Raw genomic sequence first — 15,103 nt, 5'->3', positions numbered from 1 at the left:
TCTGAGTGTCTCGACGCCCCCAATACCTCCATTCACCCTTGATGGCGCAAATCTGGTTGATCGTTGTCGACGGATTCGAACTGTTCGATGTCGCGGCTGCGATACAGGTCTTCGAGGCAGCCAACACGGCTCACGGCGAGATCTACGGGAGATCGTTCTATGAGATCCACATCTTTGCTCCGGCGGCAACTCCGGTTCGTGGCGCTGGCAGCACCATCCTGAACATCAGCGCACTGCCGGCAGATTTCGGCGAAAATGTTCACACCGCGCTGGTGATCGGTGGCACTGCATCGCACATGTTGTCCGCATCTTCGACGCATACGAGCCGTGCGCGTGATTGGATCCTTCAGCATCGATCGAAGATCGATCGCATTGCCTCGGTCGGAACCGTTGGTTTCACGGTGGCCGACGCCGCACACCGAAGGACCGGGCGACCAGACGCCCGTCGCCTGTGGGATGCCGTGGCGGCCTCCGCAGGCATGAAGCTCGCACTCAAGCTGGTGGCGGACGACCTCGGGCAGCCTATCGCCATCAAGGTGACCGAACAGATCGGCGCCTCCTGGGAGCCGATCTCCGCACCGTTCCGCTTTCGCAGTGGCCTTCCCGCACGCGCCACCGGGGACAGTCGTGTCATTGCCCTGCACGCCTGGATGGACGAGAACCTCCACGAACGCCTGTCCGTGGAGACACTGGCGGAACGGGTGGCGATGACACCAAGAACTTTTGGTCGCTTTTACCTCCGAACCACTGGCATCACGCCGGCGCGCGCGGTCGAGTTACTTCGTCTAAGTCGGGCTTGCGACGAGATCGAGACAACGCCGATGTCATTCAAGGCCATAGCCTTGCGTTGCGGCTTCTCGACAGAAGAAGTGATGCGTCGAGTATTCTTGCGAGTTCTCAAGATGTCGCCGAGTGACTATCGCCGGCAGTACCGGGCCGGTACGCAGCAAGGTAGCCAGGACTGACCAGCACTCAGCAGTAGTCTCTCAGGGCTGCGGAAGGTGGTCAGGCCAGATGAGACGCAAGGACAAGATCCTCGCGCCGAATCGATCGTCACTCAGTTGGCAAACTGCTCGCTGCCGACGATCCCGATCTTGACGACGCCAAGACGCTGAGCGCTGGCCATGACGCCTGCCACATGCTTGTACGGAACACTCTTGCTGGGGCGCAAATGGACCTCGGGTTGGTCGGGCTGCGCGGCAATCGTTGCCAGACGTTGCTCGAGATCAGCGCGGCCAGACACGACCTCTCCGTTCCATCCGATTGTTCCATCGGCTTCGACCTCGATGCGGACCTCCTTTGTGACAATCGGCGGATGCGGATCGTTGCTGGGGACCGGCATGTTCATCTTCACGGCGTGTGTCTGGATGGGGATCGTGATGATGAACATGATCAACAACACCAACATGACGTCGATCAGCGGTGTCGTGTTGATGTCGACGATGATCTCTTCATCACCATCGCCGCTATTCGCACTCATTGCCATTTTTTCTCCTACCGGCTCGCGCTGCCCGCAGGCGGCTCGGTGATGAATCCAACCTTGTGGATGCCTGCCCGTCGACAGGCGGCCACCAGTCGCCCGACTGCCTCATAAGGAACTTCTGCGTCACCGCGAATGTGGACCTCGGGTTGCGGCTCCTTGACTGCCATGATCTTCAATCGGGCGACCAAGGCTTCCACGTCGGGCATCCGTTCCACGCCCCAGTAGAGGTCACCGCCACGGCTGACAGCAAGCACGATGTTTTCCGGCTTGGTCTGCGTCGGAACGTTACGTTCCTTGGGGAGTTCGAGCTTGATGGATTGCGTCACAACCGGAATGGTGATGAGAAAAATGATCAGCAATACCAACATCACATCGACCAAAGGGGTCGTGTTGATGCTCGAGTTCAATGCCTCGTCATTCCCATCGGAACTGACGTTCATTCCCATTTCGCGGGCTCCGTCGTGATGACAGGCGACTGAGCCCCCGCCTGTCCGTAGGCGCGCAGCAGGTAGGCAGGCACTAGCACGACCAGGCTCATCGCTTGGCTCCGATCAGCACATTGTGAAGATCTCCGCTGAAGTTGCGCACCCTCTCCATCGCGCTCTTGTTGCGTCGGATCAGCCAGTTGTAGCCCATCACTGCGGGAACGGCGACCGCCAGCCCGATGGCTGTCATGATCAACGCCTCCCCGACTGGACCTGCCACCTTGTCAATCGATGCCTGGCCTGAGATACCGATCGCCGTGAGTGCGTTATAGATGCCCCAGACCGTGCCAAACAGACCCACGAAGGGCGCGGTGGAACCGACCGTCGCAAGAAAGGCAAGCCCATCCTGCAGCCTGCTCTGCACCTTCTCCACGGCGCGCTGGATGCTCATCGTCACCCATGTATGCAGATCGATCTGTTCAACCAGCGTGCCCTCATGGTGCTGACTGGCCGTCAGGCCCTGTTCGGCGATGTAGCGAAAGGCGCTTCCATTTCGCAGCGTTTGCGCTCCGGCTTGCACACTGCCAGCCTTCCAAAACGACTTGCTGGCCGCGCTGGCGGCATTCAGCAGCTTTTGCTGCTCGTACAGCTTGACGAAGATGATGCACCAGCTTCCGATGCTCATGAGCACCATGATGATCAGCGTCCCTTTCGCGACGAAATCACCCTGCGCCCAAAGGGCGCTCAGTCCATAGGGATTCTCTACGGCGTGCGCGGACGTCGCTGCGCCGAGGCCTTGGGCCTGGATATCGGCGGGCTTTGGCGACGAGAGGTTTCCGTTGGCGCCCGCGGCTGTTGGAGCGCTGGCCGCCGGCGCTACCGGACTTGGCACCGCCTGGGCTGACGCCGTAAGTGCGCCAACCATCAGGGTGACAGACATGACAGCGAGCCTGGCGCTGCGAATGAAGTTGATGAGGGACATGAGTGCTTCTCCATTAGAAAATTTGACAAAACGTGCATCACTGGCACGTGGATCGCGCGTGGCCATGCGCCCCGCACGAACAGACCTGTCGCGGCAGACGCGGCGAGCGCGCGACGGCGAGGCGGCTCTTACTCGAGCTTCCACACGTACTCGACGGTGGCGACCGCACCGCCTATCGGTTGCCCCTCCGAATCGGTGCCCGGCTTGAAGGGACACCTGCTCAACACCTCCACCGCCGCCGCATCCAACGAACGATGCTCCCGGGTCGGTCCCGAGGGCCTGTCGATCTCCGCTTTCGCCACGCGACCAGACGCGTCGATCGTGAAGCGAATGCGCGTGGTCCCTGTGGCCTCCGCCCTCAATGCCGCTCTCGGGTACTCCGGCTTCTCGCAAGAAGACACGTCGATGCGCGCCGGTGTGCCCAAGGGTCGAGGCACAGACGGCGGCGCTGGCGGCGCGATGACCACGGGCGCGGGGGGCGGCGGCACCGAAGAGGCCGTGATCGACGGCTGCGCATCTGCAGGCGGCGCGACATTGAGCTCCGGCGGGGGCACATAGCTCGGTGGCGGCGGCGCGGCCTTGCGTGGAGGCGGAGGCTTTCGGGGCGTTTCTTTGGGCGGCGGGGGCGGCGGCGGCGGCGGGGGCGGCGGTGCCTTGGGCTCCTCCAGGATGCTGACTTCCACGGGTGCCTTCACGACTTCCACGACCCTGCGCGCCAGCCCACTCACCAGCGCCCAGCCCAAGAGCAGATGCAGTCCGACCACCACGAAGAAGCCGACCGCCTTGCTTGCAGGTCTTCGGTTTTCACTGAAATCCATGGATCAATTTCCTAGCCGGGGATCTGCCAAGCAGATGTCGGCAAAGTGCGAGGCGACGCAACCGCGGCGTCGGCAAGTCAGAGCGTTGAGCAACCCGTTCATGCGAACCTCGAGGGTGAGAACGCCTTCGCCTCCGTGTAAGGCCGCTTGGACTCGATAAGGTCCGCCAGAAGGCGTGCCCCGGCCGGCCCCAACGTGAATCCATGGTGCCCATGACCAAAGTTGAACCACAGGCCGCGATGGCGATGCGCCCGCCCGATCACCGGCTTCATGTCCGCGCAACATGGCCGCGCGCCGACCCAGGGCTCGTCTTCGACGGGAATACCCAAGCTCAGCAGTTCACGGGCCTCGGCTTCAGCACCGGCGAGCTGACGTGGCGTCGGATGCGCATCGATACGCGCGATCTCTGCGCCCGTTGTGATGCGCAGGCCTCGACGCTGCGAAGACATCACGTAGCCGCGTTCGGCGTCCAGGGTCGGAACGAGCACGCCATCTCCCCCGATGTAGTGCCGGTGGTAGCCACGCTTGACGAACAGCGGCAACCGATAGCCCAGTGGTTTGATCAGCGAATCGGACCAGGGGCCGAGCGCAACCACCACGTGCCGTGCATGCAAGATGCCGCCATCGAGACGAGCCTCCCAACCGATCGATCGCTCCCTCAAGGCGATCGCGTCGGCACGGATGATGTGGCCGCCTCGTCGCTCGAACGCCTTGGCATAGCGTTCGACCAGTGCCCCTGGATCGCTCACGCTCCACGACTGCACCCAGTGAACGGCGCCGGCAACCGGCATGCGCAGCGCCGGCTCGGCCAAGGCCATCGCATGGGTGTCAAGTGCGTCAAAGGCGATGCCGTACTCCAGCTTCAGGCGCTCGGCCTGGGCGACTGCTCCCTCGAAGGCGCGCGGACTTCGGTACATCAAGCGAAGCCCCTTGCGGCGTACCAGATCTTCGGCGCCAGCAAGCGCCACAAAGCGGCCGTGCTCGTGCGTGGAATGTTTGATGAGCCCCGCGTACTCGCGACTGATGCGGCGATGCTTCGACGGGGCAGAATTCCGCCAATAGCGCACCAACTGAGGTAGAGCGGCCAACAGGTCCATGAAGTGATAGTTGATGTCCAGGCCCCGTCCGAGGGCGGCACCGACCAGCGCCTTCAGATCGCGCGGGAACGTATAGGGTTCGACAGCCTCGCGTTGGATGACTCCCGCATTGCCATAGCTGGTCTCGCGCCCGACCGGCGAGCGATCGACCAGCGTCACTGAATGTCCGCGCAGCGTCAGTTCCAGGGCCGTACAGGTGCCGACCATGCCGGCGCCCAGCACCACGATTTCATCTGGCATCGGACATGGCTTCGGTTTCGAGCCGCGCTGCGGCGGTCACCGTGATTTCGATGCGTGCGCCCGGCACCAGCAACTGTGCCACCACCGTCGTGCGCGTTGGATACGGCGTCTGAAAGTGCTTTCGGTACGTCGCATTGAACTCAGCGAAGTCCTCCGCGCGTGCGAGATGGACGGTGACCTGTACGACGTCGGCCAAGCTCAGGCCAACGGTGCGAAGCGAGGCATCGATGCGCTCAAGCGTCAGATTGGTTTGTGGCGCGATGCCATCGGGAATCGGTCCAGCGTCCGGGATCGGGAGCTCGCCGGAGAGGAAGACCAGTCCATTCGTACTGCGAATCTTGGAGAACGGAAGTTGGTTGTCGGTACGGTTCATCGTGTGCGCTGCGCCGTGCTTTGGCGCAGATAACTTCTGTGAAGTGAAAGGTTGGAAAACTTGTCGAGAGCCGGGGGAGCGCCTGCGAGCGATCGAGAGCCGGCCTTGCTAGAGCAACTCGCGCAGCGCGCCAAGCAACTGGGCGATCTGTTCAGGCGTGTGATCCGCGAAGGCAGCGCAACGCAACACGCCCATCGGTCCGGCGCCCACGTAGGTGGAATAGGCCACGAAAATGCCCTGTTCCCAGAGTGCGCGCTGGATCCGCTGCATCTGCAGACCATCCCCGTGCACAAAGGCGGCAATGGGTCCGGCGTTGTCCTCGACCTTCAGACCCAGGCCCCGCAGGCCCGCCTTGAGCGACCGCGCGTTCTCACGCAAGCGCAGAAGGAGTTCGGGGCGTCTGCGAATCAGGCGCAGGCTCTCCGCGGTCATAGCGGCGCCCGCGGAGCAGCCCAGCACCGCGCCACGCGCCACCGGGGTGCGCCACAGCTGCGCGATGGTTTGCGCATCACCAAGCGCAAACCCTCCGTGCGCGCCCAACGCCTTGGCGGTCGAGCCGCCGATCACCAGCCGGTCGAAGGGAAGCTGCGCGAGTTCTGCGCTCCCCCTTCCCTGCGGACCGATCGTTCCGAAGGCGTGAGACTCGTCAACCACCAGCCATCCGTTGAAAGGGGCGATCAGCTCCGCATACGCCGACAGTGGCGCAATGGCTCCCGTCGTCGCGAACACCCCGTCTGTGGCGACGAGTGGCCGCTGACCGCGCTCGAGCGTGTTTCCGAGCATGCGCGCCAGGTCTTGCACATCGCGATGCGCAAACGAATGGATTGGCTTGCCGGCCGCGTGGGCTCCTTCCCGCAGGCTGTAGTGGGCGGATTCGTCGATGTAGACAACATCACAGTCGGGCGCCAGTCCGGTGAGCGCGACAAGCCCGAACAGGTAGCCAGTTCCGAAATACATCGCAGCTTCCGTACCGAAGAACCGACGCGCTTCGGCCTCCGCTTGCTGGTTCGCGCCTGAACTGAAGCCATAGTGGCGCGGCAGGTGTGTGCTCGCACCAAACTGCCGCAGCGCAGCGCAGCCGATCTCGACGAGTTCCGGCGCGCCTCCCAGCCCGAGGTAGGCCGAGCCGCCGAAACAAAGCAGTTGCCGCCCGTCGACCATCATCGACGCGCCACTCGGCGATTCGACGAGACGAGGCGGTGATCCGCCGGTAGCCAAGGAGATCGTGGTGTTCATGCCAGATGCGGGGACGGGTTGTCCGTCGCGGGGAAGAAGTGCATGTGCCGATGACGGTACGGGAGTCGTGCGAAGTCCATCGACAGCGCCGCGCCGGTTTCAATGACGTGCCGATCCGTCGACAGCTTCGAGAACTCTGCGTAGTAGTGGTGGCTCGACTTCACCGCGATGACGCGGGCCTCGTGCAGAGGAACGCCCAATCCGGTGAAGGCAGTAGGCGACAGCGTCTGTTGCCGCCGGGTGCTCAAGACGATGTCCGTGGCATTGACACGAATCCAGGCGGCATGACCCAACGGATCGCGAATCCCCCCGACCCACTGGACATGGTCGGCCGCAAGCCCTCGAACGCTTGCGTCGACCTCGAGAGGTCGTCCCGACACCGCCGCGCTCTTTCCGCCCAGGCTCAACCGCAAGCGCGCCCCGATCCCGGAATCGAAGCATGCCTGGACACTTTGCGGGTCGACCAGCATCCCCAGCGCGCTGCGAAGCTGCGTGCGCTCCAGGAGCTCGGCGAGCAGCACGGTGTGGTCGCCCGGCGCCCCGCCGCCCGGGTTGTCGCCTGCGTCCGCCAGCAGCCGGGGCGCTAGGCCCTGCGCGTCGAGACCTTCGAGCGCCTGGCTGACCGACTCCAGACGAGGCAGCATTGCATGGCGGATCCGATAAAGCGCCTGCGCAAGTTCCGTGGCCTGGGCCATTGCGAAGGCAGCATGGCCGTCCGCCACCACCAGCACCTTCGTTCCCGCATCCGCCACATCGCCCCATGGGAAACCATGCACCAGGCTCACCGAAAGGACGCCCGGACGTTTCTCGACCTCGCTCATCTGGTCCACGAGGCCGCGCATCGGCTCGATGGTCGTGGGGTAGAAGCCGACCATGCGGCAATCCGCGACGGCCATCACCGGACGGGTGACACCGCTTGCCGCGGCCCGGCAGGCGTCGAACAGCTCCGCGGCCCGGGCTTCGTAGTCAGTGTGGGGGTACTCGCGCATGAGGATGATGACGTCCGCATGCTGGGTCATGGTGGACGTCATGTGGCAGTGCGGGTCGAGCTCCACGCCAATCACGCATCGGGGACCCACGAGTTCGCGTACGGCGCGGATCAGGTCTCCCTCACAGTCGTCCTCGCCTTCGGCCACCATTGCGCCATGAAGGAACAGCAGCACCATGTCCAGCGGCATCGCCGCGCGCGCTGCGCTAAGGATCTCTCCGCGCAACTGCGCGTAAGCTTCGGCCCTGACCCGCCCCGCCGGTTGAGCGATGGCATACACGCCTTCGATCACCTCGTCGCCATAGCGGCGCGCACGAAGGCGCCACTGTTCCACGATCGGGCCGACGTCGCCCAGCGCTCGCGCGGGTGTCGGTCCTCGAATGATGCCCAGTTCCTCGAACGACGCGAGGGTCGTAGGGTGCTCCGAGAATGTGTTGGTCTCCGTGACCAACGCGGATGTGAATATTTTCATGAGCAAGGCTTGTCTGAAAGAGTGCGCAAGCGCGGCGCAAGCGGCATCACCATCGCCAGTGCGAGCACGAGTACCAAAGCGGGCGCCGCCAACCATAGGGAAGCCAGGCGCTGCAGCGATGGTTCATCGGGGGCCGCGCCCAGAGTTCCAACCCAATCGAGCCCGATTCCGATCACGATGCCACCGAGCGACTGACCGAGCTTCTCGGCAGAAAACAGCACGCCCAGGTATAGCCCGAGGCTTTCTCCCGCCGCAGACGATCGCGTGGCGGTTTCCATTGCCAGGGTGGTGATCAAGACCGTCAGCCCTCCGCTCGCAACGCCGAATAGCGCGCCCCCGGCAACCATTGACACCAGCGTGCGCGGCCCGGCCGTGAACCAGACCACGCCAGCGAGCGCCAGAAGGAGTGCCCCGCCAAGAATGCGTGCAGGCGCGACGCGACGCGCCACCCATGGCGCTGCCGCGACGCCAGCCAGCAAGGCAACGAAGATTGGCGTGAGCAGGACCGAGAGGTTCTCCGGCCCGGCCTTGAGCAGATGCTTATTGGCGTAGGGCAAAGCGCTGAAGAGCGCCGTCGAGCTGGTGCCAAGCAGCACAAGGATGAGCGCGACGCCATAGAAGGCCTTGTTGCGCAAGGTGGCGCGCAGAGCCTTCGGTAGCGATGGCGACCGCTCGCGCTCGACGCCAGTGCGCAACGGAACCCGCCGCACGACCATCCAACAGACACCCAGGGCCACAAAGGCGCCGGCTGCGAGAACCAAGGCCGCGCCGATGTAACCCCCATGAAATGCGCTGAAGCGCGCAACGATCTGCGGAGCCAACACCGTCACCAGCAGTCCCGCGACGGTCTGCCCCAGGGCGCGCGATGACATCAGGGTACTTCTGTGCTCCATGCCATCGCACATGTCGCTCGCTATCGCCGTGTGAGCGACCGTGAACACGGTGAGCAGCAGCGACTGCAACACCAGGAAGGTTCCCAACACGAAGATCCTGATCGGCAGCGGAAACGCTTCCATGGGCACGAAGAGCAACACCAGGACCAAAGGGAGCGCGAAGACGCTGAATCCAATGAGGTGACTTCGACTACCCACCGTGCGCGCGGCACCGTCGGTCCGGCGTCCGATCCAAGGATCAAGCAGGAGGTCCGCGAGCTTGGGGATAGCCAGAAGCACGCCGGCCAGCGCCGGGGGCACCTTTGCGAACTCCGTCAGGTAGAACAGGAAGAGCAACGGAACCACGCCCGAACTCAGGGTCGACCCGAAGGCCCCGGCGCCGAATCCCACGACTGCCGTGCGCGCGGGCGCACGCATCTCAGCCATGGACACGATCCCTCGTGAAGCGCAGCTGTCGTGTCCGGGCGGTATCCAGCAACAACTCGCGGTGCCCGTCCTTGCCGGTCACGAGACGCAAGGTGCCGTGCAAGGGGACCGCGGGATCCTCGCTGACCATGAGACAGGTGTCGTCGAGCAGGGGCTGCAACTTGTAAGTGCTACGGCCGTACAGCCCGGCGACGCGCATCGATTCGGGGCGTCCGTCGCCGATCACGACTTCGCCACCGAGTTCTCCGCTGTGCCACCGGCCCGCGAATCGCTCCACAAGCTCCAAACTTCTCTCAGCATCCTCGATGCGATCGCAGCGATAGCGACGTCCTTGCTCGATCACGTCGATCGCAACGATCCTGCCAGCGTCACCGCGCACCAGCTCCACTGTCAGCGCAATGACAGACAGAAGGTTCACACGCAAAACGTCCGGTGTGGACTGCGTCAATGGCAGCGGCATTCCAAAGCTGCGCAAGACCAGAGTCTCTTCATGCTTGGCGATGGCAAAGTGGCGACCGTTGAGGGCACAGTAGTAGTCGCCGCACAGCCCCTCCCCGTGCTGCGAGCTCGCCGGAGTCTCCGGCGCCTCGAGGGCTTCCTCGAGCATGGCGACGAGCAGTTGTTGTGCGATTTCCGCGGCCGTCACATCGCTGCGGTTGCTCATGACCACGATCTGCACACCGTGATCGGGCGCCGCGAGCATCTGGCAGGTGCCTCCCACGACGCCCCCGGCGTGGTGGAAGATTCGCACGCCGCGCCACGTCTCGCGAATGAGGCCGAAACCGTACGGATTGAGGTAGCCGTTGTTCAGCTCGGTCGGAGCCATCATTTCCTGCGACAGCGCCTGCGGCCAGATCCTCGGCGTGATGAGATGGCTCAACCAGCGCTGCATGTCGTCCAACGTGGACGCAATGCCACCCTCCCCGAGGATGACCGAAGGAAAGATCCCCTTCGAGAAACCGCCTTCGGCCCTGGCAATGTGCGACGTCGCGCTGCCCAGAAGGGGATCGAGGTCCGAGCACCACAAGAAGGTCTCGTTCATCGAGAGCGGCTCGAACAGCCGCTCCCGCAGACCTTGCGCCAGCGACACCCCGAGCACACGCTCGAGCACCGTCGATAGCATGCGGTAGCCACCATTGTTGTACATGAATTGTTCGCCGGGCTCGAAGTTGGCCTCGTGCTGTCGACATTGATACTCGAAGGCCCCCTCGCTGGGCACGACGGTCATGCCGTTGGACAGCAATGAGAGGTCCAGGTAGTCGCGCGTACCTCCCGTGTGGTTCATGAATTGCCGAAGCGTGCGGGCACCCTGGCTCGCTGGGAGCTCGGGCAGCCAGCGACTGACGGGCTCGTCGATCGACAACATGCCTTCGTCGCGCAGAAGCAGCGCCAGTGCGCAGGCGAAATGCTTGCTCGTTGAGCCGATGCGCATCTTCGTAGCGGGTGTGTTGACCAAGCCCGAGTCCAGGCTTGCCATGCCGTAGCCACGACGCAGCAAGGTCTTCCCATGCTGCTGGACGCTTGCCACCAGGCCGGGCGCGTCGTTGCGGTGGAGTTCGGAAAGCACGGCTTCCAGCTTTTCTATGCGAGGGTGAGTCATGGTTCTATTCAGTCCTAAAATGAACGATCAATCATTGTTTTTCTGTGCAGCATGCCCAAACGAGATGAGAGCCACATGGCGTCGGTGCGCAAGCAAATCCTGGATGCCGCGCGCGTCGTGTTCGAGCGCAAGGGAGTCGCTGACGCATCGATGGCCGAAATCAGCGCGCAAGCGGGCCTTTCGATCGGCTCGATCTATGTGCACTTTCGGGCCAAGGAGGACGTCCTGCTTCAGTTGATCGAAGCGGCGGACGTCAATGCCTCGCCCTTCGAGCAGTGCAGCAGTGCGGGAGAACTGCTGGGTCTTGTGGAAAGCCTGCTCAAAGCCCAGGAGCGCCCGGATGCCAACAACCAGACGGCCCGCACGGCGCTCGAAGTCGCCGCGATCACGCGACGCAATCCGGACGTTCAGGCCGTCGTCACAAGAAACTTCAAGAGCTTGCGTCGCGCCCTGCTCGAGGCAGTGGCGCGCATCGGCCAGGCATCCGGTCATGCCGACGACAGCGAGATGCTTGCCATCGGAGAGTCGATCCTGGCGCTGCTGATCGCGGCCCAAGCCCAAATGCTGATCGGTGTTCCTACCAATGCTGAAGCCAAGCTCAAGGCGGCGCGACTGCTGATCAAGTTGCTGCACGGCGCCCCCGTGCGGGTGAAGCGGTAGCCCACAACGGCTGCTCACTCGTATCGATGACAAAGGCTGCATCGTCAAAATCGATGTAGCCATCCGCGTAGGCTGCCGCCGGCGTGGTGTCCGAAGCCATCAGCAAGGGCGCGTCGAGGTCGACCAGGTCGGCCCACTGCGCTGCGATGAACGCCGGCTGGATGGCACGCGATCGTCCTCCCATGCACCCGACCATCACTTTCATGCCGCGCTCACGCGCTGCGTGAACGAGCAGCAAGGCAGCGCTCAAACCACCGCATTTGTCGAGCTTGATGTTCGCAACTTGGTATCTCTGCGCGACATCGTCCAGGTCTTCGATGGTCTGCAGAGATTCATCAGCGGCGATCGGAATCGGCGAGAAGTAGCCCTGCAGTTCGTGATCGTTCGCGGCGGGCAACGGCTGCTCGATGAGCACTACCCGGCAAGCGAGCAAGGCGCCCATCATTCGCTCAAGGTGGGCCATCGACCACCCTTCGTTCGCATCGACGGAGAGCGCCGCGTCCGGCCGTGCAGAGCGTACTGCATTGATCCGTTCGATATCGAGCTCGTGCCCATCGAGCTTGAGCTTGAGAGCCTTGGCCGCCGAGTGCGACCGCGCTGCCAACGCCATGCATTGAGGCTCGTCCACCCCAAGCGTCACCATGGTGGGGAGTGGACGCAGCGAGGGCAGAAATGCCATGCGATAGGCGGGTTCCCCCCTTTGCGCGGCCATGAGCTGCCAGAGCACCCAATCCAGTGCGTTGCGTGCGCCACCCGCGGGCATCTTCTGGACCTCGCGCCAGGCACCGAGGAGGTCTTGCGGCAGCCAGTCGCGCATGGCCTCGATGTCTTGTTTCATCCGCAGCCCGTCCTCGCCGCGGTAGAACACGCCGGCGGCCTCGGCGCGCGCCACATGGCGCCCATAGCGCCCTTCCACGCCGAGGACACACTGCCCCGGCAGCACGCGCCCGGCAATGGCCAACGGCTGCTTGAAAAGGATGTCCTGCGCGGACGCGTGAATTTCCATCGCGTCTCGCCGCTCAGGAGAAGTCCATGGAGAACTGCAGCCCGATCGTGCGCGGGGTGATGAGGTTCACCCGCGCCGGTCCGCCCGCAGTGCTCAGGGTGGTATCGGCTGCAGTTTGCCCGCGGCGATTGGTCAAGTTACGCACAAACAGACCCACAGTGACCTTGCCCACCTGCACGCCGCCGCGCAGGTCGATCGCCGTATACGCCGGCAACCTGTATTGAGGGATCCCAGGGGAGGACTTGAAGCTATTCAAACGGTCGCCGGTATAGCGCAGGGTGGCACCAAAGTACGCCGGATAGCCGCTGACACTGAAGTTGTAGTCGGCCTGCACGGCGGCCGAGACCCGCGCCGTGTTGGGCAGTCGTTCCCCAGCCCTTCCACCCAGATCGGGGCTGTCGTCGACGAGCTTCGCGTCGATCACGCTGAGCGATGTGGCCAATCGCAGCGAGTCGATCGGCGCCGCCCGCAGCGTCCATTCAAGACCGCGCGAACGCGCACGCCCCGCATTTCCGATGCCGGAAAAGCCCGCGCTCGACGTGAACACCTGCATGTCCTTCCAGTCGATCTGGTACAGCGCCACCTCCGTCGACAGACGGCCCGGTATCACATCGCCTTTCCAGCCAACCTCATAGCTCCACAGACTGTCGGACTTGAAGGAGGAGTTCGTGAGCGGCGCGCCCGTCAGGGGATTCACGATGAGCGGCAGCGGGCCGCCTGGCCGGTATCCGCTGGCAGCACGGACATAGATCGCTTGATGCTCAGCGGGTCGCCATCTTCCGGTGAACAGCCAAGTCGTCACACCCTCCGATGACTGGGAGGCCGGCTGGGGTGCCGGCGCGAAGATGCCGCTGAACTGTTGATCCAGACGTTGGCTGTTGCGGCTGTGGCGCACCCCCATGGTGACGTCGGCCTGCGGCGTAAGGTAGTAGGTGCCGGTGCCGAAGACGGCGGTTTCACGGAACGTCGACGGAAACTTGGCATCTGCCAGAACCGGATTCGTGGGCTGCGCGAACGCATTGAACGGGCTGAGATGCTGTGTCTTGGAGCCGGTCTCGTCGGTGTAGAAGAAGCCCGCCAGCCATTCAAACTGCCGGCTGCGCGGCGAGGTCAGCCTCACCTCCTGCGTGAATTTTCGGTTGCTGAACCCATAGTCCATGCCGTACGCACTATTGACGATCCCCTGTGGAGCAAGCAGCGGCGCATAGAGTGCGGAGCTGTCCACGCGTCCTGCGCTCGACGTGCGTTGCCATCCTGTGATCGCGTCGAGCGTGGCCCACTTGAGGTCCACCTTGAGTGCTGCGGAGATCAGGTCATTGCGGACTTCGGACGGCTCGCCCAACATCAGCCGCTTGGTCAGTGCACCGTAGAGCGGGCGACCCGTCGCGATATCCATGTCCTGCGTGGACGCGCCGTCGCGTTCCTGGTTCTGGGTCAACGCGGTCAGACGAACGCTCACGTCCTTCGACGGCGTCAGCAGCAAGGCGACGCGAGCGCCGTCCGTCTTCGAGGCATCCACCAGGCGCCCGAGGCGATTCACGTCGCGGATGAATCCGCCGTCCGAACGCTGATACACGGTCGCCCGCAATCCGGCGACACCATCGCTCAGTGGAGCGTTCAGCATGCCGCGCATGACATGACCAGTCTTGCCGCCGCGCACGCCGGACGCTTCCGCCGTCACTTGGCCGCTGAAGGCGCTTGCATCGGGCTCCACAGCCACATACTTGATCAGGCCTCCCATGGCGCCGGCACCATAGAGGGTCCCCTGTGGGCCACGAAGGGACTCGACACTTGCGAGATCGAACAGGCCGAGGTCGAGCGAAGAAGAACCCCCGCCTGCATAGGCGGAGCTCGAGCCGAAGGGAACGTCGTCCACGTACATGCCGACGGTGGCACCGACCTGCGAGCCCGTCGAGATTCCGCGCATGGTGATCTGGCTTCCGCCCGTGCCGCCGCCCGACTGGTTGTGATTCATGCCGGGCAGCAATGCAGCCAGGTCACTCAGCGACTGGTAGCCACCACGCTCCATGTCCTCGCCTTTGAGCACATCCGCCGTCAATGGAACCTCCCTTGCCGGCTCCCTGCGTCGCTGCGCGGTGACGCTGATGGACTCGATCGATTTGGGCGCAGCGGACTCGGAGGTGGGCACGGTAGGCGGCGCATCTGACTGCGCACTGGCGTACAGATGCACGCTGCCACAAGCAATGGCGATGGTGGCTCGCAGCCACGCAGGGCGCCGAGGTGCGCCAGAGTGATCCCGAAGAACTAGCATTTGTCTCCTATCAAAATGAATGAGGCTTCGTTTTTTTTGGATTGTGCGGTTTTTCTCTTTCAGGTGCAAGTGGTAGTTCAAAAGGCTCTGCATGCGCGCGGATCAGCGCGGGTGCGACTGCCTTGACGGCGG

At 63.6% G+C, this 15,103-nt stretch carries 14 protein-coding genes; 2 read left to right on the top strand and 12 right to left on the bottom strand.

The features are described 5' to 3' along the window. Positions 1-41 precede the first annotated feature (41 nt). Positions 42-965, top strand: a complete 924-nt coding sequence (locus KV106_RS34900) for a GlxA family transcriptional regulator (RefSeq protein ID WP_261216360.1) — start codon at positions 42-44, stop codon at positions 963-965. 92 nt (positions 966-1,057) lie between these two features. Here KV106_RS34900 and KV106_RS34895 read toward each other — a convergent pair whose 3' ends face one another. The 10 genes from KV106_RS34895 to KV106_RS34850 form a co-directional block, all read right to left on the bottom strand. Continuing rightward, positions 1,058-1,486, bottom strand: coding sequence for an ExbD/TolR family protein (locus KV106_RS34895; protein WP_261216319.1), 429 nt, complete (start codon positions 1,484-1,486; stop codon positions 1,058-1,060). 8 nt (positions 1,487-1,494) lie between these two features. After that, positions 1,495-1,929 carry an ExbD/TolR family protein gene (locus KV106_RS34890; RefSeq protein WP_261216318.1) on the bottom strand — a complete coding sequence of 145 codons (435 nt, stop codon included), beginning with the start codon at positions 1,927-1,929 and terminating at the stop codon, positions 1,495-1,497. 88 nt (positions 1,930-2,017) lie between these two features. Continuing rightward, on the bottom strand, positions 2,018-2,890 hold the full coding sequence (locus KV106_RS34885) for a MotA/TolQ/ExbB proton channel family protein (protein WP_057595950.1): 873 nt from the start codon (positions 2,888-2,890) through the stop codon (positions 2,018-2,020). A gap of 128 nt (positions 2,891-3,018) precedes the next feature. Next, positions 3,019-3,708 carry an energy transducer TonB gene (locus tag KV106_RS34880; protein WP_261216317.1) on the bottom strand — a complete coding sequence of 230 codons (690 nt, stop codon included), beginning with the start codon at positions 3,706-3,708 and terminating at the stop codon, positions 3,019-3,021. A 98-nt stretch (positions 3,709-3,806) separates the two neighbouring features. Further along, positions 3,807-5,045, bottom strand: coding sequence for an NAD(P)/FAD-dependent oxidoreductase (locus KV106_RS34875; protein WP_261216316.1), 1,239 nt, complete (start codon positions 5,043-5,045; stop codon positions 3,807-3,809). Further along, the gene (locus KV106_RS34870) at positions 5,035-5,418 is read right to left on the bottom strand and encodes a RidA family protein (protein WP_261216315.1); all 384 of its coding nucleotides are present in this window, start codon (positions 5,416-5,418) and stop codon (positions 5,035-5,037) included. Before KV106_RS34870 ends, KV106_RS34875 begins: the two co-directional genes overlap by 11 nt. Before the next feature lie 108 nt (positions 5,419-5,526). After that, on the bottom strand, positions 5,527-6,654 hold the full coding sequence (locus KV106_RS34865; RefSeq protein ID WP_261216314.1) for an aminotransferase class I/II-fold pyridoxal phosphate-dependent enzyme: 1,128 nt from the start codon (positions 6,652-6,654) through the stop codon (positions 5,527-5,529). Further along, on the bottom strand, positions 6,651-8,114 hold the full coding sequence (locus tag KV106_RS34860; protein ID WP_261216313.1) for a M81 family metallopeptidase: 1,464 nt from the start codon (positions 8,112-8,114) through the stop codon (positions 6,651-6,653). The genes KV106_RS34865 and KV106_RS34860 overlap by 4 nt, the downstream gene beginning before the upstream one ends. Next, positions 8,111-9,433, bottom strand: coding sequence for an MFS transporter (locus KV106_RS34855; protein ID WP_261216312.1), 1,323 nt, complete (start codon positions 9,431-9,433; stop codon positions 8,111-8,113). The genes KV106_RS34860 and KV106_RS34855 overlap by 4 nt, the downstream gene beginning before the upstream one ends. Further along, positions 9,426-11,033, bottom strand: coding sequence for a serine hydrolase domain-containing protein (locus tag KV106_RS34850; RefSeq protein WP_261216311.1), 1,608 nt, complete (start codon positions 11,031-11,033; stop codon positions 9,426-9,428). Before KV106_RS34850 ends, KV106_RS34855 begins: the two co-directional genes overlap by 8 nt. Before the next feature lie 75 nt (positions 11,034-11,108). Here KV106_RS34850 and KV106_RS34845 point away from each other — a divergent pair, with 75 nt between their 5' ends. After that, entirely contained in the window at positions 11,109-11,693 is a 585-nt protein-coding gene (locus KV106_RS34845; protein ID WP_261216310.1) for a TetR/AcrR family transcriptional regulator, read from the top strand. Here the strand turns inward: KV106_RS34845 and KV106_RS34840 are convergent. Both KV106_RS34840 and KV106_RS34835 read right to left on the bottom strand, forming a co-directional pair. Next, positions 11,653-12,699 carry a dipeptide epimerase gene (locus tag KV106_RS34840; protein WP_261216309.1) on the bottom strand — a complete coding sequence of 349 codons (1,047 nt, stop codon included), beginning with the start codon at positions 12,697-12,699 and terminating at the stop codon, positions 11,653-11,655. The genes KV106_RS34845 and KV106_RS34840 overlap by 41 nt on opposite strands. A gap of 13 nt (positions 12,700-12,712) precedes the next feature. Then, complete coding sequence (locus tag KV106_RS34835) at positions 12,713-15,064, bottom strand: TonB-dependent receptor (RefSeq protein WP_261216308.1); 2,352 nt, start codon at positions 15,062-15,064, stop codon at positions 12,713-12,715. Positions 15,065-15,103: the final 39 nt, after the last annotated feature.

The organism is Variovorax endophyticus (assembly GCF_025376855.1).
GTDB lineage: Bacteria > Pseudomonadota > Gammaproteobacteria > Burkholderiales > Burkholderiaceae_C > Variovorax.
Note: the sequence above shows the minus strand (reverse complement) of the source record. Positions and strands in the feature narration are given on the sequence as shown.

Coding starts and splice junctions, on each gene's coding strand:
- KV106_RS34900 (WP_261216360.1), top strand. CDS start 42: ATGGCGCAAATCTGGTTGATCGTTGTCGACGGATTCGAACTGTTCGAT.
- KV106_RS34895 (WP_261216319.1), bottom strand. CDS start 1,486: ATGGCAATGAGTGCGAATAGCGGCGATGGTGATGAAGAGATCATCGTC.
- KV106_RS34890 (WP_261216318.1), bottom strand. CDS start 1,929: ATGGGAATGAACGTCAGTTCCGATGGGAATGACGAGGCATTGAACTCG.
- KV106_RS34885 (WP_057595950.1), bottom strand. CDS start 2,890: ATGTCCCTCATCAACTTCATTCGCAGCGCCAGGCTCGCTGTCATGTCT.
- KV106_RS34880 (WP_261216317.1), bottom strand. CDS start 3,708: ATGGATTTCAGTGAAAACCGAAGACCTGCAAGCAAGGCGGTCGGCTTC.
- KV106_RS34875 (WP_261216316.1), bottom strand. CDS start 5,045: ATGCCAGATGAAATCGTGGTGCTGGGCGCCGGCATGGTCGGCACCTGT.
- KV106_RS34870 (WP_261216315.1), bottom strand. CDS start 5,418: ATGAACCGTACCGACAACCAACTTCCGTTCTCCAAGATTCGCAGTACG.
- KV106_RS34865 (WP_261216314.1), bottom strand. CDS start 6,654: ATGAACACCACGATCTCCTTGGCTACCGGCGGATCACCGCCTCGTCTC.
- KV106_RS34860 (WP_261216313.1), bottom strand. CDS start 8,114: ATGAAAATATTCACATCCGCGTTGGTCACGGAGACCAACACATTCTCG.
- KV106_RS34855 (WP_261216312.1), bottom strand. CDS start 9,433: ATGGCTGAGATGCGTGCGCCCGCGCGCACGGCAGTCGTGGGATTCGGC.
- KV106_RS34850 (WP_261216311.1), bottom strand. CDS start 11,033: ATGACTCACCCTCGCATAGAAAAGCTGGAAGCCGTGCTTTCCGAACTC.
- KV106_RS34845 (WP_261216310.1), top strand. CDS start 11,109: ATGGCGTCGGTGCGCAAGCAAATCCTGGATGCCGCGCGCGTCGTGTTC.
- KV106_RS34840 (WP_261216309.1), bottom strand. CDS start 12,699: ATGGAAATTCACGCGTCCGCGCAGGACATCCTTTTCAAGCAGCCGTTG.
- KV106_RS34835 (WP_261216308.1), bottom strand. CDS start 15,064: ATGCAGAGCCTTTTGAACTACCACTTGCACCTGAAAGAGAAAAACCGC.